17 protein-coding genes and 1 pseudogene are annotated in these 14,816 nt (G+C 64.0%); 9 read left to right on the top strand and 9 right to left on the bottom strand.

Features of this window, described 5'->3' with window-relative positions; translation table 11 throughout:
* A partial coding sequence (locus tag EN949_RS23940; RefSeq protein WP_164782537.1) for a CHAD domain-containing protein occupies positions 1-823 on the top strand: 823 nt, incomplete at its 5' end.
* A 90-nt stretch (positions 824-913) separates the two neighbouring features.
* Entirely contained in the window at positions 914-1,720 is an 807-nt protein-coding gene (locus EN949_RS23935) for a hypothetical protein (protein ID WP_013528661.1), read from the top strand.
* Positions 1,721-1,785: 65 nt separating this feature from the next.
* On the opposite strand, the gene EN949_RS23930 is transcribed toward EN949_RS23935, so the two are convergent.
* Positions 1,786-2,757 (bottom strand): AraC family transcriptional regulator, encoded by a 972-nt coding sequence (locus EN949_RS23930; RefSeq protein ID WP_013528662.1) that lies wholly within the window; start codon positions 2,755-2,757, stop codon positions 1,786-1,788.
* Positions 2,758-2,936: 179 nt separating this feature from the next.
* On the opposite strand from EN949_RS23930, the gene EN949_RS23925 reads away from it, so the two are divergent.
* Genes EN949_RS23925 through EN949_RS23910 form a run of 4 tightly spaced genes read left to right on the top strand, consistent with a single transcriptional unit; the run spans position 2,937 to position 4,410 of the window.
* Positions 2,937-3,080 carry a hypothetical protein gene (locus tag EN949_RS23925; RefSeq protein WP_023813481.1) on the top strand — a complete coding sequence of 48 codons (144 nt, stop codon included), beginning with the start codon at positions 2,937-2,939 and terminating at the stop codon, positions 3,078-3,080.
* An 11-nt stretch (positions 3,081-3,091) separates the two neighbouring features.
* Entirely contained in the window at positions 3,092-3,436 is a 345-nt protein-coding gene (locus EN949_RS23920) for a hypothetical protein (protein WP_127365456.1), read from the top strand.
* Positions 3,429-3,947, top strand: a complete 519-nt coding sequence (locus tag EN949_RS23915; protein ID WP_127370965.1) for a hypothetical protein — start codon at positions 3,429-3,431, stop codon at positions 3,945-3,947. Before EN949_RS23920 ends, EN949_RS23915 begins: the two co-directional genes overlap by 8 nt.
* Position 3,948: 1 nt before the next feature.
* Positions 3,949-4,410, top strand: a complete 462-nt coding sequence (locus tag EN949_RS23910) for a hypothetical protein (protein ID WP_127366868.1) — start codon at positions 3,949-3,951, stop codon at positions 4,408-4,410.
* 21 nt (positions 4,411-4,431) lie between these two features.
* Here the strand turns inward: EN949_RS23910 and EN949_RS23905 are convergent, their stop codons facing one another.
* A complete protein-coding gene (locus EN949_RS23905; protein ID WP_127366869.1) occupies positions 4,432-5,232 on the bottom strand; it encodes a helix-turn-helix transcriptional regulator in 801 nt (266 codons plus the stop codon).
* 113 nt (positions 5,233-5,345) lie between these two features.
* Here EN949_RS23905 and EN949_RS23900 point away from each other — a divergent pair, with 113 nt between their 5' ends.
* A complete protein-coding gene (locus EN949_RS23900; RefSeq protein WP_063169638.1) occupies positions 5,346-6,206 on the top strand; it encodes a hypothetical protein in 861 nt (286 codons plus the stop codon).
* 284 nt (positions 6,207-6,490) lie between these two features.
* Here EN949_RS23900 and EN949_RS23895 read toward each other — a convergent pair whose 3' ends face one another.
* From EN949_RS23895 to EN949_RS23870, 6 genes are all read right to left on the bottom strand, one after another.
* Positions 6,491-7,057, bottom strand: a complete 567-nt coding sequence (locus tag EN949_RS23895) for a hypothetical protein (RefSeq protein ID WP_063169637.1) — start codon at positions 7,055-7,057, stop codon at positions 6,491-6,493.
* Entirely contained in the window at positions 7,054-8,283 is a 1,230-nt protein-coding gene (locus EN949_RS23890) for an AAA family ATPase (RefSeq protein WP_063169636.1), read from the bottom strand. The genes EN949_RS23895 and EN949_RS23890 overlap by 4 nt, the downstream gene beginning before the upstream one ends.
* 281 nt (positions 8,284-8,564) lie before the next feature.
* Positions 8,565-10,310, bottom strand: a complete 1,746-nt coding sequence (locus EN949_RS23885) for a SulP family inorganic anion transporter (RefSeq protein ID WP_063169635.1) — start codon at positions 10,308-10,310, stop codon at positions 8,565-8,567.
* Between the two features lie 69 nt (positions 10,311-10,379).
* Entirely contained in the window at positions 10,380-10,658 is a 279-nt protein-coding gene (locus EN949_RS23880; protein ID WP_063169634.1) for a helix-turn-helix transcriptional regulator, read from the bottom strand.
* Positions 10,659-10,927: 269 nt separating this feature from the next.
* Positions 10,928-11,641, bottom strand: coding sequence for a phosphatase PAP2 family protein (locus EN949_RS23875; RefSeq protein WP_063169633.1), 714 nt, complete (start codon positions 11,639-11,641; stop codon positions 10,928-10,930).
* 14 nt (positions 11,642-11,655) lie between these two features.
* On the bottom strand, positions 11,656-11,997 hold the full coding sequence (locus EN949_RS23870; protein WP_013528672.1) for a hypothetical protein: 342 nt from the start codon (positions 11,995-11,997) through the stop codon (positions 11,656-11,658).
* A 170-nt stretch (positions 11,998-12,167) separates the two neighbouring features.
* On the opposite strand from EN949_RS23870, the gene EN949_RS23865 reads away from it, so the two are divergent.
* Together EN949_RS23865 and EN949_RS23860 are read left to right on the top strand one after the other, a co-directional pair.
* Entirely contained in the window at positions 12,168-13,562 is a 1,395-nt protein-coding gene (locus EN949_RS23865) for a sensor histidine kinase (protein WP_024502211.1), read from the top strand.
* Complete coding sequence (locus EN949_RS23860; protein WP_013528674.1) at positions 13,559-14,218, top strand: response regulator transcription factor; 660 nt, start codon at positions 13,559-13,561, stop codon at positions 14,216-14,218. The genes EN949_RS23865 and EN949_RS23860 overlap by 4 nt, the downstream gene beginning before the upstream one ends.
* A 283-nt stretch (positions 14,219-14,501) precedes the next feature.
* Here the strand turns inward: EN949_RS23860 and EN949_RS23855 are convergent.
* Positions 14,502-14,816 (bottom strand): annotated as a pseudogene (locus EN949_RS23855) (hypothetical protein); the annotation flags it as partial.

Genomic DNA, 14,816 nt, shown 5'->3' with positions numbered 1-14,816 from the left:
GGAACAGGCGCTGCACAAATGCCGCAAGCGGCTGAAGAGCGCTCGCGCCTTGCTGCGGCTTGTTCGTTCCGGTGACGAAACATTCTGTGAGACAGAAAACCAGTGCTACCGCAACGTGGCGGCCCTGCTTGCCGGCCCGCGCGAGGCGACAGCGCTGATCGAAACCATCGACCGCCTGGCGGCAAGCTTTCCCAAGGAGAGCGCCGACGATGGGCTGGGCGCGGTTCGCGACAGGCTGATCGCGCGCCAGCATGAATTGCATGAAGGTACAGGACTCGAAGCGGCGATCGGTGCGGCAACCGCCGCCTGCGAGGAGGGCCTGCACCGCATCGGCACGCTGGCCTTGCCCGACCAGCCGGAACAGGCGGCCGACGTGCTTGCCGAAGGCGCCCGCGTCACGTTGCGCCGCGCCAGGAAGGCGCTCGACAAGGCCGGATCGCGGGGAGCGGCCGATGATTTCCACGATCTGCGCAAGGCGGCCAAGACCCACGGCATGCATCTGTCGCTGCTCGGCAGGCTGTGGCCGACACCGATCAAGGCAAGGCGCAAGGCGGTCGACGAACTGGGCGAGCGGCTGGGCGACCTGCACGATGTGCTGGTGATGCGCGCCCTGCTCGAGGCCGACGACCGGCTGCTCGGGCCGCCCGAGGACACGAAACTTCTGGCCAAGCTTTTGAAGCGGTCGGAAAAGCAGCTGAAGAAGAGCTGCCTTGCCGAGGCGGCCGAGCTGTTCGGCGACAGTCCCAAACGCTCGACACGCAAACTGGCCCGCAAGGCGCGCGACGATCTGGCTGCGCCGCCGAAAGAGGCCGCGGCATCGTAGGATGACTTGGCGCTTTTCCTCTCGGTCCTGACGGGGGAAGAAAGGCGTGCGCTAGCCCTCATTACCCGCCCATGCTAATCGCCATGGAGTATGACCGAGCCCGGCGACACGCTTCTGGATCGACTTGGCCGCTGGCTTGCCGGCCGGCTGCAGGAAGAATCGTCCGGCTACGAGCCCTACACCCCATCCGATGCCGAAACGCTGCGTCGCACGCTTGAGCCCGGCGACATCCTGCTGATCGAGGGCAACCAGAAGATCTCGGCGGCGATCAAGTACCTGACCCAGTCGACCTGGTCGCATGCGGCCTTCTATATCGGCGATGCCTTGCCCGCGCCGGCGGACGGCTCGGAGCGGCCGCGCCTGATCGAGGTCACGATCGGCGAAGGCTGCGTCGCCGTTCCATTGTCGCGCTACCGCACCTACAACACCCGCATCTGCCGGGCGAGTGGGCTGGCGCCGGAGGATCGCGACAAGGTCGTCGCCTTCATGATCGGCAAGCTCGGCCTGAAATACGACCTCAAGAACATTTTCGACATGCTGCGTTTTTTCTTCCCGACACCGCCGGTGCCGGTGCGCTGGCGCCGCCGCATGCTGGCCTTCGGTTCCGGCGATCCGACACGGGCGATCTGCTCGACGCTGATTGCCGAAGCCTATGGCCAGATCCGCTATCCGATCCTGCCCGAGATCACCCGTGCGCCCGGCCGCGCCTCGGCGCAGTCGAACTATTCGCGCAAGGAAATCCTGCACATCCGCCACCACTCGCTCTACACGCCGCGCGATTTCGACCTGTCGCCCTATTTCCGCATCGTCAAGCCGACGCTGGAATATGGTTTCGACTACCGGGCGGTGACCTGGGACGACAAGCTTGCCGATCCCGGGGCCAAGGCCGCCGAGTAAACGCGATCAAATGAGTCCAGCCGCGTGCATGGCCCGGCACAGGAGCGCTGGCCGGCGGCCGGGCGTCAGTGCTTGCAAGCCGCGGCCCGCACGTCCGAGGGTGTGGCGTCATAACGGCGACGGAACGCCCGGTTGAAATAGGAAAGGTCGTTGAAGCCGGCCTCGTAGGCGATCGCGGTGATGCTGCGTCCGGCATGGCGCGGATCGCCGAGCATGCGATGGGCGCGCGCCAGCCGTTGGGTCATCATGAAATCAATCAAGGATGTGCCATCGCTCTCGAACAGCTTGCGGACGTAGCGGGCCGACAGTCCGTGGCGGGCGGCGACGTCCTGCGCCGACAGGTCGACATGGCCACCATGCGCGACGATATCGGCCTTGATGGCGCGCAAGCGGGCAACGCTGACGCCGCGGCCGCGTGCGATCTGGGCCGCATCCCTGGTCGCGCCCATGGCGAGTGCGGCAAGGTCGAAGACATGCGCCGCCGCAAGGTGGCAGGCCTCCGCAGTCAACTCGTCTCCGACCTCCTGGATCGAGCTGATATAGTCGAGCAACAGCCGCATCGCCCCGCTTTGGGTCGGCAAGGGCCGCATAAGAACCGCGGCCGGATCGCCGATCAGAGGCGAAAGCTGCTTGCGCGAAAAACTCAGATTGACGAAGCGAAACCCGCCGGCGCCGATCAGGTTGAGGCCAACCTCTTCACCGCTCATCATCAGCGCCTGGCCGTTGCCGACCGCCTCCTCGCGGCCGCGATGCTTCATCACACTGCCCCCGTCGAGGGCCGCCAGGAGAACGAAGTCGTCATTGTCGATCAGCGACGACGTACGATGCACCCGGAATTCCGATGAGCTGCCGGTGGCGATGCCGAGGCCTGGCAACGCGCGCACCCGCATGTCGATCTGCGCCGGCGCCAGCGGATCGAGGTCCACCCTCAGAACCGTGCGGCCGTAAACCTCACGCGTGATCTCGACGCGATCCCGCTCCGGAAACATCTCCGTCGCCAGCCTGAATGAAGCTGACGTCCCCATCGTCGCAGTCATCGACACCCCCCATGCCCAAGAGCGCGGTCATATGCGCCGGAGCCTGCAAAACGTCAATCCCGGGCCGTTTTGGCCGCTTTCAGTGCCGTTCTGTCCAAGCTGCCCCCCTTTTATGCCCCTAGTTTGCGGCGCGATTCCGGAACCGGAACCGCATTGGCGGCAATCCAAAGGGGGGCACGATGTTTCATTTGCAACTGTTCAAGACGCTGTCGGCACTGGCTGCGGCAGGGTTCAATCCGCGTGTCTATCTGCTGTCGATCGCCTTGGGCAACGCAGTGACCGATCATCGCGAGGCCAAGCTGCCGCCGCGCGCTGCCCGATGATGAGCAGCACCATGAAAAAGAGCATTTTCCTGGCCCTGACCATTGCCCTGGCGGGCTGCCAAACGGGCCAGGTCGACGACAAGCCGGCATCGATCGCGAGCGCGGCCGGCAGCAAGAAGGCCCGGAACGAACCGACGACGGAAACGGCCTGCGCCGATGCGGCCAAGAAGGCGGCGAAGGCGCAGACCAATGCGGCTCTGCTCGGCGGTGTGCTGTCGATGGCGGGGGGTCTTGGCGGTCTGGCTGGCAATGGTGGGGTCATTGCCGGCCAGGCCGCCTCGATCGGCGGCTCGGTTCTGCAGTCCCAGGCAACGAGCAGTGCCCGGGCCGGCATTGCGCAGGACTGTTATGGCTGAGCGGCGTTTCGCAGCCATGCGCCGGCTGGCCGGCGCGCTCGCACTTGCCGGCATGATCTTCGACAGCCCGCCTGCCTTGGCCCTGACAGCGCGGGATGCGTCGGCGGTCGTCGGCCTGATCGAGGCCTTGCAGCCCGAATTCGGTCAGTTCGCCTATGACGAGGAGATCGCCGCCGACTGGTACGAGCGCGATGCCGCGGACAAGGGCTTGATCGGCACCGCCGGTTTCACCGCCGACAGCTGGAAGGTCGCGCTTGGAGAGACCATGCGCGGGTTCCTGGCGACGATGCCGGTCGCAGAACTCGATGCCATTTTCGCCAAGCTCAGAAATGCCATATCCGGCATGAGGGAGCTGACCGAGGCACAGAAGACAGAGACCATCGCTGCGATCGACGAAGAGGTCGAAGGGTTGATGGCCTTGCGGGCCGAGGGCGACCCCTTCGCCGATGTCGTCAGGCCGCTGACGCCAAAAATCCGCAGCCTCATCCTCGGCCCGGCGATGGGGCAATAGGATGTTGGACAACAAGAAACGGCTGGCGGGAAAAGCAACTCCGGGCGGGAGCCTCGAGGCCGAACATCGCGATATTTTTCCAGCCACGGCACGTGTCGGGCGAGGCAGTCCGATCGCGATGCTGATCTGCCTGCTGGCCTCCGGCTGCAGCCAGACGGCCGCCAGCCCGCCGATCACGCCAGACCAGCATGCGCAATTGGCGGAGTTGGCGGCCGGCCCGGACTCGCCGGCAGGTCTCGGCGAGGCCCTGGCTGCAGTCGAGGCGACCAGGAAAATGCAGGACTGCCGGGCGCGTATGAACGAGACGGTCGGGCAGATGAAGACGATCGGCGCCGTCAATGGCGCGGTCGGCGTCGCCGGTCGCATGGCGGGTCCGGGGGGCAAGACAGCGGCAAAAATGGTGGCGGTCGGCACTGCCAGGGTCGTGCGCGGCAAGCTCAGCCGCCAGATGCAATCGTGCTGAGACGATTGACGCGGTGCCTGGTCAGGCCGGCAGCGGCCGCCGTCCTTTCGCCGCGGCGGGCGTATCAGGCCTCGCCCCGGCATCTCGCGCGTGCGGCCCGATCGGCATGATTGCCGGAAATGGCGTCGCGCCAAAGGCAAACGTCCATTTGTAGCCGATCAGGCCATCCTCCGGCGTCGTGTGCTGGTCGTGATGGGCGAGCAGCTTGGCGCGGTCGGCGAGATCCTCCGCCTCGCGCCGCACCATTTCAGCCGTCTCCGGCCGCATCCGCCTGGAGAAGCTGACGAAGGTCGCTTCCTTGTCGATATGGGTGATGGCCCAGCCGATGAAATTCTTGTTGGTCATCTCGAACAGCGGCCTGAGCGGCCCTTCGAAGTTCCACTGGATCGGCGTCTCGACCAGCAGTCTCGCCGAAAGACCCCGTCCGAGGGCGATGAGGCCGAGTTCCTCGAGATCGCGCAGATAGAGGAACATCGAAGCCTCGCTCAGGCCTTGCGAGCGCATGATGCCTTCGGGCGTGAACTTTTCTGACAGCATGACGAAGATGAACAGCAGCGCCGGCCGGCCGGCGAGCTTGCGCTCGATCTCCGGCGCGATGTGGTTGACCGGCCCAGGCCCCCGGTTCATCGAGCCGAGCACGTTTTCCAGTTCGACACCGGCCGCAGCGCAAATCTCCATCAGCCGGTCGAGCTTGCAATTGCGCTCATGGAAGATACGCTTCACCGTCGGTTCGGAAACGCCCATGCGTTCGGCCAGCGCGCGATAGGTGACGCCCTTCGCCTTCAACGTCCGCTTCAGCGCCTGGAAGATCAGACCGTTCATTGGATGCACCTCTTGTCGCTAGTTTCGTATCGATATTCGATACTAGCGGCGTCAGGCCTTTCCGAAAAGTATCGAAAGCCATAGCTCTGCCTCGTCATCTCAGGAGAGCAGTCATGAACACCCTCATCACCTCAACCTTTATCGCCGTCATCGGCATTGCCGCAGTGCCCGCCGCGGAGGCCGGCGAACTCTGGCGCGCCACCGGGCTCGAACAGCCGGAATCGGCCCTGTTCGACGCCGCTGACAATCGCATCATCGTTTCCAACATATCAGGCAATCCCGGCGAGGCCGACGGCAACGGTTATCTCTCCGTGCTGTCGCTGGACGGCAAGACGGTCACCCAGCACTGGACCGACGGCATGGACGCACCCAAGGGCATGGCGATCTCGGGCGGCAAGCTCTATGTCGCCGACATCACGAAAGTCCGCGTCGTCGACCTCGCCAGCGGCAAGCTGGTCGCCAGCATCGCGGTGCCGAACGCGGTCTTCCTCAACGACATGACATCGGACCAATCCGGCAAGGTCTATGTCACCGACATGCTGGCCGACGCCATCTACCGCATCGATGGCGACCGGCCGGAGCTGTTCGTCAAGGACGGGGCATTGGCTTCACCCAACGGCATCTTCGCCGATGGCGGCCGATTGATCGTCGCCTCCTGGGGCAAGGGCATCAAGCCCGACTTCAGCACGACGGAGCTTGGCGGCCTGCTGTCGGTCGACATCGCCAGCAAGGTGGTTTCGCCCTTGCCGGCCGCCCAGAAATTCGCCGATCTCGACGGCGTCGTAGCCATCGGCGGCACCATCTATACCACCGCCTACATGACCGGCAAGCTCTACCGCCATCATGCGGGCGGCGCGCCGGAGGTGGTGGCGCAGTTCAAGCCGGGCAGCGCCGACATCGGCGCCGATGGCAAGTCGATCCTTTATGTGCCGTTGATGAACGAAGGCGAGGTTGTGGCGCTGAAGCTCGATTGAGAGCCATGATCGGCGCCTCAGGGCAGAGCTGCGAGACGTTCGCCAACGGCCGATGGACTGTCGTTAGTCGGCGAGGATCGTATTGTGGCCAATTAACGACGTCCCCGGATCGGCCCACCTTGTGCCAAGCGCCAATAGCCGACATTGCCGAGCAGATATTTTGATCTCGCCTTTGGGCCGGGAGCGGAACGTCCGGTTCGGGACGTGCTTGTGGCGAAGCTTCCGTCGCCACCGGTTCACCGCCGCCGGCGACCATACAGCGCGGAAGTCGCGTATCCCGATCGCTAGAGCACCCCGATACTGCGGAGCAAGGCTTGTAGTTCGGCCTCGACACCTGCCGCCCGCAGGACGGCATCCCGATTAATCCGGCGCGCCAGGTTGGCGCGCGTCATGGGCTTTTTGTATTCCGGCCATTCCTTTTCGAGCGCCTTAACCGCCCCCGGCGTATCGGGCGGGCGGTTGGCCGCCTTGCCCTCCAGATGGCGCAGCAGCATTGCCTCAAAGCAGGGCCGTTGCCAGAGAATCGTGATTCCGTTGTCGGCCGCGAGCTTGCGCGTTCGCTCGGCGCGCTGCGGATCGCGCTCGGCCTGGTCAAAATCCAAAAGCGCGAAGCGTTCCGCGGGCGCACGGCGTTTTCTCTGGAGCAGCTTCAGGCGCAGCACCGCCATCTCGATACGCGACAGCGGATCGCCGGTCCCCGGCCCCAATTCGTCAACGTGCAGGTGCACCGGCAAATTGGCATCGCGGATCAGATCTTGCAGAAAGCCGGCATAACCGACTTCTGACGCTCCCTCGCAGCCAATATAAACCGGACGGCGAAGCTCGATATATGGCGGGCGACGACGGCTCATCCGAGGTGTGGAACCCCGCCGTATGCACCGCTCAGATATTTGCGGTAATGGTTCTCGTCGCGGCGCACCTTCACGTCCATGAGGCTGTAAAGGTGGCTGCGGCCCTGCCGGTCCTTCTCGCAGATCACGATTTCCTCCTTGTTGAGGTCATCGAGCAGCGAGGCCGAATGGCAGGAGAGCCATAGCTGCGCGTCGAACTTGTTACGTCCCGAGGCCGCATAGAACCAGCGCACCAGCTCGGGCAGCATGTTCGGGTGAATGGCCGCGTCCATTTCGTCGATCGCGGCGATCCCGCCGGTATCGAGTGCGCTCATGATGAAAGGGAACATCTTGATAAAGGCCCGCGTGCCGTGGCTTTCCATCAGCCAAGGCATTTCGACCGCAAGACCCGCGTGCTTAAACAGCAGCAGCGGCCCGTTGTCCGTATGCTGAAAGCGCATCCCTTCCACACCCACATCTATGCGGCTTAGCTCATCCTTCAGCCGCGAGACGACGTTGGGCTGGTTCTTTAGATAGTCGATCACGTCGCGATCGACGAAGGAGTGCACAGGCTCAATTTGGAAGAAGGCCTTGCGCGCCGTATCCACAAGAAGCTGCGCGGTCGGGTGCTGGAATTTCGCGAATGATGACAGCACCGTGTGATTGCCGGCGAGCGTCTTCACGAGGTGCTGGAAGCCCGAGAGGCTGAAGGTTTTAGAGTCCTTCACCTTGCCCTCGGCATCGCGCTCATAGACGCGCTGCCATTTCCCTTGGCCGTTCGGCCTCTGGCGCAGCGACTCGGACGCGATCCGCACCGCGAGCCCTTCTTTGAGTTCGATTTCCAGTTCGTAGCGGTAAGTGCCTTGCTCGACCTTTTCGCCGCTCGTGGCGCGCTGAAAGACTTCCGGCGTCAGGTTTATGATGCCGCCCAGCTCGATCGCGAACCGGATCGGCCGACTGCCGGGTTCCACGTCGTTGAACCGCTCGATGCCAGCGAAGCCTGGCACCGTGCGCGCTACGCTGTCGCGGATCATCGTCACGACGAATTCGAGCGCGCGCAGCACCGTCGTTTTACCCGAGGCGTTCGCGCCATAGAGGGCGACGACCTTCGGCGCGCGCACGTCCGCACCCTCGAAGATGGGGGCATAACGGCCTTCAGGATCGGGCACTTTTCCATCCACCGACAGGTCGAGCACCTGCGGATCGCGGATGGAGAAGAAGTTTTCGACCTCTAGCTTGTAGAGCATGGGATACCTCACTTGGGGATATAATAGAATCTATAACGATATTTCGTCAATAATTCGATTACAGGATCGCTTCATGCTCACCGAGGATTGAGCATTGGCGGCGCAACGTGGATGGATGCCAGCTTTCGGAATCGGAGGTTGGTTCTCGAAATGACCAAAAAGAGGCGCAGTGCGGTTGTTCACGTCGCGCCGTGCGTGAGTCAGCTCAACGTCAAGAAGTTGGCATTCAACAGGTGGACACCTTGTCCTGACTATGGCCACCGGCCGGCAAATCCCGGCCCCTACCCCGCCTCCAGCTTCCCTTTCAGCTGCGCCCGCGCATCCTTGATCGAGGCGGCGTAGGTCACCAGCGGGCGCTTGACGCCGTGGGTGATCAGCATGCGTCGGATCTGCGGCGCGGCACCCGATATGATGAAGCGGACACCGGCGCGTTTCGCCTTGTGGGCGGCGCCTTCGATGACGTTGGCCGCCGTCGAATCGAAGAACGGTACGGCCGAGCAGTCGAGGATGAAGTTCCTGCGCTGGTCGGCTATGCGGTCGAGCACGGTGCCGACGGTCGATGCGGCGCCGAAGAAGAAGGCGCCCGAAATGCGATAGACGACGGTGTCGGCGTCGGTCGCCTCGCTGGCATCGTAGGCCTTGGTGCTGTCGGCGACATCCTCCTGCACCAGCGGCTGATCGGCCTCGACCGCAATCGACTTGGCCATGCGGTCGATGAACAGGATCGACCCCAGCACGAAGCCGACGACGATGCCTTCGGTGAGATCGCGGAAGATGACGAGCAGAAAGGTCGCCATCAGCACCAGCGCATCGCCGCGCGAGGCACGCAGCAAGGTGGCGAAGGCCTGTTTCTCGAACATATTCCAGCACACGACCGCCAGCACGCCGGCCAGGGCGGCGAGCGGGATATAGCTGGCGAGCGGCGCCGCCACCAACATCAAGGCGAGCAGGATGGCGGAGTGGACGATGCCCGAAACCGGTCCGTGGGCGCCGGCCCGCACATTGGTCGCCGTGCGGGCGATGGTGCCGGTGGCGCAGATGCCGCCGAACAGGGCGGATGCGATGTTGGCGAAGCCTTGCGCCACCAGTTCGCAGTTGGAACGATGCCGGCGGCCCGTCATCCCGTCGGCGACCACCGCCGAAAGCAGCGATTCGATGGCGCCCAGCAAGGCGAAGGCAATGGCATCCGGCAGCACGTCAATCATCCTGTCCAGGCTGATCGGCGGCAAAGCGGGCATTTGCAGGCTGCGCGGTATACCGCCAAAGCGGGTGCCGATCGTCTCCGCCGGCAGTGCGAGAAGCGCCACGACCAGCGATGCCAGCCCGATGGCGATGAGCATTGCGGGCCATGTCGGCCGCCAGCGCTTCAGGCCGGCGATGGTGGCGACGGTCAACACCGCCACGAAGGTCGCCGCCGGGTTGATGGTGCCGGCCGCCTCGCCGACCGCGATCAGCTTCGGCACCAGCGGTCCGGGCTCCTTGCCGGCAAGCTTCAGCCCGAACAGTTCGACGATCTGTCCGGAAAAGATGATGACGGCGATGCCGGCGGTGAAGCCGACCGTCACCGGATAGGGAATGAACTTGATGTAGGTGCCGAGACGGAGATAGCCGATGGCGAGCAGGAAGACCCCTGCCATCATCGTTGCCAGCAGCAGCCCGTCAATACCGACCCGGGCAACCGTCGCGGCCACCAGCACGATGAAGGCGCCGGCCGGGCCGCCGATCTGGAAGCGGCTGCCGCCGAGCGCCGAAATGATGAAGCCGCCGACGATCGAGGTGTAGAGGCCGCGCTCGGGCGTGACTCCCGAGGCGATCGCGATGGCCATCGACAAGGGCAGCGCGACAATGGCCACCGTCAGCCCGGCAATGGCGTCCGCCTTGGCGTCGGCGAAGGTGTAGCCCTCGCGCCAGACCGTCACGAGCTTTGGCGTGAACAATTCGGGAAATGTCGGCTTTGCCGACTGGTGGGCCGACCTTTGGGCCGATCTGGGGGCCGGTTCATGCCCTGCCCGCTGCGTCTGATCCATGGACTGCCTTTCGCACCCTGAAAGGCGGCGGGATCGTCGGCAGGGCTGTCGGCGGTCGCCGTCGCGACTTTATGCCGGCTCAGCCTTGGGATCCGGCGGCACGGCAGACTTGAGGCGCACGCCCCGGCCGCCGCGCTCGCTGGCCTGATTCTCGCCGATCAGCTCCACCCCGGCCTCGTCGAGGGCCTGGATGACCTTCATCAGCGTGTCGACCACGCCCCTGACCACGCCATCGCTCGCCTCCATGCGCTGGATAGTCGGAAGCGAAACGCCGGCGCGCTCGGCGAGCGTCTTCTGATCGATGCCGGCCAGCGCCCTTGCGGCGCGCATCTGCGCGGCAGTGATCATCGGCCGGAATCCCCGTCTGAGTCTGCAGGAGTAAGGTATAATATCATCATTCTGATGTTTCAAGCATTAGGATGAATGTTTGAGACGTAAGTAGCGGCGCCTGACTGGCCATTTTTTAGATACTTTCCCGGGATTGCGCGCTAAGGTCTTCCATCTGGGCAGGGAGTAACGCGGTTGAATATCTTCAAGACTTTCATGACATCGGCAGCCTTGCTGTCGGCGGTTTTCCTGTTGGCCGGCTGCGGGCACGGGCTGATCAACCGGCTGATCTAGTCTCCAGTCTCGCCGTCCGGGTGCTGCCCACGCCATCGCTGCCACGTCCGGGCAGCGAGCCAGCACAGCATCGCCCAGACGAAGCCGGCGCACCAGCCGGCCAGCACATCCGACGGCCAGTGGACGCCGAGATAGACGCGGCTGATGCCGACCAGCAGCGTCGTCAGCACCGCCAGCGACAGCACATAGATCTTCGTCGTTCGACCGGGCAGGAAGCGTGCCGCCAGCGCGCCGAGCGTCAGATAGGTCACCGCCGACAGCATGGCGTGGCCGCTGGGAAAAGACAGCGTCGTTTCGTTGACGAGATGCGAGACGAGTTCGGGGCGCGGCCGGTCGATTCCGGCTTTCAGCAGGCTCGACAGCATCTGACCGCCGGCCACCGCCACGAAGATGAAAAGGGCGGTCGCCGGCCTGCGGATAAGCAGGAGATAGACGATTACCGCCGTCACGATCAGCACCAGCACGCTGCCGCTGCCAAGGCTTGTGATGTCGCGCATCGCCCCTTGCAGCCACATCGGGCCGATCGGGCTGTCAGGCCGCCCCGCCTGGCGGAAGGCGAGCAGTATTTCGGTGTCGAAGGCGTGCGGGGTGGTGGCGCGCGCCATCTCCATCAGCTCCTCGAATCCCCAAAGGCCGGCCGCGATGACCAGGCCGGCCAGCAGCACCGGGAATTCGACCCGGTTGAGCAAAGCGTTCGCGGCATTCTTCATCGGCAATCCGCCCGTTACAGCCGGCCTTGCAGATAGGGTCCGAGCGTGATCAGCGCCACTGCGGCGATCGCCAGCATGATGCCGGTCGCCTGCAGCGCGTTGACGCGCTCGCCGAAGAAGACCAGTGCCACGACGTTCACCGAGACCAGCTGGATGACGGCAGACAGGCTGAACGACACCGACATGCCGAATTCGCGGATCAGCCGCAGCATGATCAGATTGCCCAGCGAATAGAGCGCCAGCGTCAGCGCGATCTTGCCAAGGCTCGGCGCCAGGCCCCATTGCTTGGCGGCTGTCGCCGCCAGCAGGAAAATGACCGTTGAAAAGCCGAGCTGCAGCAGTCCCGAAAAACTCAACGTTCCGCCCCCCTCTCGAAGCGGCTCCCGCCGCATGTGTCGCGGACGTTGTTTCCGAAGCGCGCCGGGACGTCAAGCGCTCGACCAAACGAAGCTCTTGGCAATGGCAAGACGGAGGCTCAATGTACCGACATCGTCCAGCCATTCGATTGAAGGGCGGTCAGGGGTTCATGATTCGTATTCTGCAGAACTTGACGCGACGCTGGAGCGAACTCTCTCTTGCCTTGCAATTCGTCGTTGCCGGCGGTTTTGGCCTGCTGGCCGTCATGCTGGTGGTGGGCGCCTGGGTGACGGCGCAGATCAGAGAGGGCGTCATCCGCAATTCGGCCGCCACGACGGCGCTCTATGTCGACAGCGTGATTGCGCCGCTGCTTCCCGACTTGCGCAAGGAGCAGGAGCTCAGCGATTCCGTCAAGCAGGCGCTGGACGAGACGCTTGGCCAGGGCGCGCTCGGCAAGCGCCTCGAATCGTTCATGCTCTGGCGCCGCGACGGGACGGTCCTCTATGCCAAGGAGACGGCCCTGATCGGCCGCCGCTTCGCTCCGAGCGACAATCTGCGTTCCGCTTTCCAAGGCAATGTCGTCGCTGAATTCAATACTTTCGATGAGGATGAGAGCGAGGAGAAGGCGACCGGCTTGCCATTGCTGGAGATCTACAATCCCGTGCGCGAGCCCTGGTCGGGCGAGGTGGTGGCGGTTACCGAGTTCTATGAGATCGCCGACGATTTCCAGGCCACCCTGGCTTCCGCTCTGTGGTCGAGCTGGCTGATCGTGGCCGGCGCGACCCTGGCGGCATTCCTGCTCCTGTCGGGCATCGTCCTGCGCGGCAGCCGCACCATCGACGACCAGCGTGGGGCGCTGCGCCGCCAGGTGTCGGAACTGCAGGGTCTGGTGGCGCAAAACAGTGCCTTGCGACTGCGCGTGCAACAGGCCTCGCGCCGCGCCACCGCGCTCAACGAAAGATATCTGCGCCGCATCGGCGCCGACCTGCATGACGGCCCGGCCCAACTCGTGGCCCTGGCGGCGCTGCGCATGGACAGCCCGATATTTTCCAGCGATGGCCATTCGGGCGCAAGCCGCTCGACCGAGGTCACGATGATTCGCAAGACGCTGGAGGATGCGATGCGCGAAATACGCGGCATCTGCACCGGCCTTGTCCTGCCGCAGATCGAGACGGCTGCCGCAACCGACATTCTGCGGCTGGCCGTCAAGGAACACGAACAGAGGACGGGAACGTCGGTGACGCTGACGCTGGCCGGACAGTTGCCTGAACCCGGCGCCTCCGAGAAGATCAGCATCTATCGTTTCGTCCAGGAAGGGCTGAACAATGCCTATCACCACGGGCTAGGCAAGGATCAGGCGGTGAGTGCCGGGATGAAAGGTGGCAGGCTTTTTGTCGAAGTGTCGGACCGCGGGCCGGGTTTCGATCCGACGGCACGGGTCGAGGGCCTCGGGCTCGCCGGCCTCAGGGAACGGGTCGAAAGCATTGGCGGACAGTTCGAAACCTTGACCGGGCCGCAAGGTACGCGTTTGGTGATCCGTCTGTCGGTCGAGGAGCAAGCATGACTGGGACCATTCGCATTGCCATTGTCGACGATCATCCCCTCTTTCGCGAAGGTGTGACGCGCAGCCTGTCGGAGATCGGAGGCTTCGAGATGGTTGGCGAGGGCGCCACGGCGCAGGATGCCGAACGCCTCGCCGCGACGATGCGGCCCGACATCTTGCTGCTCGACATCTCGATGCCGGGCGGCGGGCTGAGCGCGGTCGCAAGCATCCTCGCCAACCATCCCGCCCAGAAGATCGTCATGCTGACCGTCTCGGAGGCCAATGCCGATGTGACCAAGGCGCTGAACGCAGGGGTGAATGGCTATGTCCTCAAAGGCGTCGGATCGCGCGGCCTCGCCGACATCCTGCGCAATGTCGCAGCCGGCGAAAGCTATCTCTCGCCGACACTATCGGCCCGGCTGCTTTCGGATCTCCAGTCCCAGCAGCCGACCGACGGCTTGGCGGAACGGCTGCGGCAGCTCACCGATCGGCAAACGGAAATCCTGCGGCTGGTGGCGGAGGGGCTGAGCAACAAGGAAGTCGCCTTGCGGCTTGAGTTGCAGGAGAAGACCGTCAAACATCACATGACCGGAGTGCTGTCGAAGCTCAATGTGCGAAATCGCACCGAAGCGGCCTTGATGATGCGTGAGTGGCGCGACCGCGACAGGCCTTCCTAAAGCATTTCACCGTTTCACGGAAACGGCGAGCTGCTCTAACTCTGTGACGCAATTCCCAAGGGAACGGGAAAACCGCTTCACACTTTTTCTAGAATTGCTCTGGGCAGGTCCGAAGAAATGCGCAGCGGTTTCCCGTCCCGGATTGCGCAAAAGCGCGTCGCGCCTCGGGACCGCAGCCATTGCGGTGCCGAAAACCGGGACGACGCCGGCCGGAAACGAGGTCACCTCCGCCGGGGGGCGGCGGAGGTGACGTGCAAAGCTGACCGTTGCCTGTTGGCCAGCTTCACAAGGCCTTGAGACGATTGGCATCGGCCGGCGTGGCCTGGCGGTCGATGATCGTGCGACCGAGAGCGTCCTTCATGCTGAAACGACCGTTCTCGAGCTTTTCCGTTATGCCGTCGGGATGCCTGACTGTGATCTTGTTGCCGGTCACGTCGACCTTGTCACCGGTCTTTGCATTGACATGGCTCCCGCTCTTACCCTGACTGGATCCTGATTTGCCGTTGTTGCCACTGTTGCCGCTGTTGCCGTTATTCCCATTGCCGTTGCCGCTGTTCCCGCTATTGCTTCCGCCGGAATTGCCGCCGTTGCCGCCCCC

It is taken from the genome of Mesorhizobium sp. M7A.F.Ca.US.007.01.2.1 (genome assembly GCF_003998165.1).
Lineage (GTDB): Bacteria > Pseudomonadota > Alphaproteobacteria > Rhizobiales > Rhizobiaceae > Mesorhizobium > Mesorhizobium ciceri.
This window is presented reverse-complemented; position numbering and strand designations above follow the sequence as displayed.